Origin of the sequence: Corynebacterium mendelii (assembly GCF_017307055.1) — a bacterium.
GTDB lineage: Bacteria > Actinomycetota > Actinomycetes > Mycobacteriales > Mycobacteriaceae > Corynebacterium > Corynebacterium mendelii.
The window spans coordinates 13,557-15,110 of the sequence record NZ_JAFLEQ010000011.1; the positions used below are offsets into that span (position 1 = coordinate 13,557).

The 1,554-nt window shown below is 70.1% G+C and carries 1 pseudogene; it reads left to right on the forward strand.

Features of this window, described 5'->3' with window-relative positions:
- A pseudogene (locus JZY06_RS06680) lies at positions 1 to 1,188 on the forward strand (hypothetical protein); the annotation flags it as partial.
- Positions 1,189 to 1,554: the final 366 nt, after the last annotated feature.

The following is a 1,554-nucleotide window of genomic DNA, read 5'->3' on the forward strand; positions in this document are numbered from 1 at the left end:
GAAGCCGGCCGGCTGGCGGGACCTGGGGCCGCGGCGCCCGCCGCCGGGGGCCTGCCGCCGACAGTGATCGTGGCCGATACGGCGGTGCGGGATCTGCCCCGGGCCGGGGTGTGGAGTGCCGGCGGCGGTGTCCGTTTTGCCACCGCCGATTCTTTTCTCACCCAGGCGGTGGCGGCCACCGGCAGTGATCCGCTGACCTTGGCCACCACCGATGACGCCCTGCGGTGGGAGTGGCGCATCGATTCCCCGGTGGCCCGGGACATCACCGCCCGCTCGATGCTGCGGCTGGCCGCGGGCGATGCCGCGGCGACGGCACCCGGGGCCGGGGTGCTGGTGGTGCCGCCGAACCATATGGCCGACCCGCAGCAGGCCGACGGGGTGCTGGCAAGCCTTGCCGCCGTGTTGAACGACGGGACCGCGGTCGCCCGGCCGCTGGCCGCGCTGGCCGAACCCGCACCAGCACCACTGCCGCCCGGCCCCGCCGACGGGTTCGGGGCACCGTTTTCCACCCCGGCCGCCCCCACCGACACCGAAATACAGCGCAGCGCCCAACAGGCCACCTACACCCTGCAGCTGACCCGGCTGATGGTCAACGACCCGCATATTGCACTGACCCGCTACCAGTTCACCGAGCCGCTGCTGGATGATCTTTTGGCCGCACTGTCGACCACCGAACGGCGTTCCCTGGCCCACCATGTCGCCAGTGACCGCCGCGCCGAAGACATCCTCACCGGCAACAAAGCAATGCTGCAGCAGATCAGGAGTTCGGTGGCGCTGCTGCCGCCGGGCACCGTCTACACCAGGATTTCGGATTCCTCACCGCTTCTGATCATCGGCCGCAACGGCCTGCCGCTGCCGGTGGATGCGAAAATCGACTGGCAGGGACCCGTCGGCACCCGCATCGAGGTCCCCGACAGCCAGCAGATCCCGGCCAAAGGCTCAATCACCATCCAGTTCACCGCCACCCTGCCGCAGGATTTGCAGCTCAGGCGCCGGGCCGAAATCACCATGTGGCTGTCCACAGCTGACGGTGCCCCGATTGCCGACCCGGTGGAATTGTCGGTCCAGACCAGGGCCGGCATCACCGGCAATGCGCCGACCACCGCTTTACTTGTCGGCCTGGCGGTGCTGCTGGTGTGGCGGCTTGTCACCTTCAGCCGCCGCCGGCGCCGCCGGGACAACCCCTGACACGCACCACACCCCCACAGCCACCGGCGGGATGACCACCTCCGGTGCAGCGGGCGCGGGGTAGGCTACACGGGACCTTTAAAAAACCCCGCCGGCGACAGCACCAACCCTGCCCCCGGGGGGAAGAAAAACACACCACCACAGTCACCTGCGCTGGTCCTCCCGCGGCCGGCGGGTCGCGCCGGCGCAGGTGATCGACAACATGCAAAGGATCGCCCACGACCGTGTCTGCCGACGACAACGCGCACGCGTTAGCACCCCGCGGCTGGCGGGGCCGGATCGTTGAACCGCACCCCCCGGCACCGGTACCGCAGCCGCCGGCCAAACCGAAGGCCAGCAAACCGGTGACCCTGGCGGCACCGGTGG